Source organism: Longitalea luteola (genome assembly GCF_017356035.1).
Classification (GTDB): Bacteria; Bacteroidota; Bacteroidia; order Chitinophagales; family Chitinophagaceae; genus Niastella; species Niastella luteola.
In genome coordinates, this window is the sequence record NZ_JAFIQX010000029.1 from 1746 (window position 1) to 3050 (window position 1305).

Below are 1305 nucleotides of genomic sequence, written 5' to 3' on the forward strand. Positions count from 1 at the left end.
AGATTTCAATGCTCCCCTACCGATATACCGCCTAGCGGCAATCTTAGAGCTTCGGTTCGTAGTTTGATGCCCGATTATTTTCCGTGCAGGACCTCTCGACCAGTGAGCTGTTACGCACTCTTTAAATGAATGGCTGCTTCCAAGCCAACATCCTGGCTGTTATAGAAGTCCCACCTCGTTTGATCAACTTAACTACGTATTAGGGACCTTAGCTGCTAATCTGGGTTATTTCCCTCTCGGCCACGGATCTTAGCACCCGCAGCCTCACTCCCGGAGAAATTTGCTAGCATTCGGAGTTTGTCAGGGTTTGGTAGGCGGTGAAGCCCCCTAGCCCAATCAGTAGCTCTACCTCTAGCAAACATCTATATCCGAGGCTGTTCCTAAAAACATTTCGGGGAGAACGAGCTATCTCTCAGTTTGATTGGCCTTTCACCCCTATCCACAGGTCATCCCATAGCTTTTCAACGCTAATGAGTTCGGTCCTCCATGACGTGTTACCGTCACTTCAACCTGCCCATGGATAGATCACAAAGTTTCGCGTCTACCCCCACTGACTAAACGCCCTGTTCGGACTCGCTTTCGCTACGGCTCCGTAACTTAAGTACTTAACCTCGCCAGTGAGGAGTAACTCGTAGGCTCATTATGCAAAAGGCACGCCGTCACCCTTTAACAGGCTCCGACCGCTTGTAGGCGTACGGTTTCAGGTACTATTTCACTCCCTTGTTTAGGGTGCTTTTCACCTTTCCCTTACGGTACTGGTTCACTATCGGTCTCTGAGGAGTATTTAGCCTTACCGGATGGTGCCGGCAAATTCAGGCAGGATTCCTCCGGTCCCGCCTTACTCAGGATACCGCTCGTCATTGATGATTTGTGCCTACAGGACTATCACCTGCTATGGTCCAACTTTCCAGATGGTTCAGCTTGACATCAATTCCTAAATGCGGTCCTATAACCCTCTGGCGGCACGCCGCCAAAGTTTGGGCTGTTCCCTTTTCGCTCGCCACTACTTAGGGAATCACGATTGTTTTCTTTTCCTCCTGGTACTTAGATGTTTCAGTTCCCAGGGTTGACTTCCCGCTTTTGGCGGGATGATACACCTTCAGTGTACCGGGTTGTCCCATTCGGAAATCTTCGGATATAACGCTTGTGTGCAGCTCCCCGAAGCTTATCGCAGCTTACCACGTCCTTCATCGTCTCTCAGAGCCAAGGCATCCACCATACGCCCTTAAGTGCTTTAAAAGAGTTATTACTATTACTCGTCATTTACAACTTATAAATATTTACTCCCAATATGTCAAAGAACTG

Annotated in this window: 1 rRNA gene (cut by a window edge); it reads right to left on the bottom strand. The window is 48.9% G+C overall.

What is annotated here, in order from left to right:
* A 23S ribosomal RNA gene (locus JUB15_RS28235) occupies positions 1 to 1239 on the bottom strand; it reaches 1740 nt to the left of the window's first position.
* Positions 1240 to 1305 lie beyond the last annotated feature (66 nt).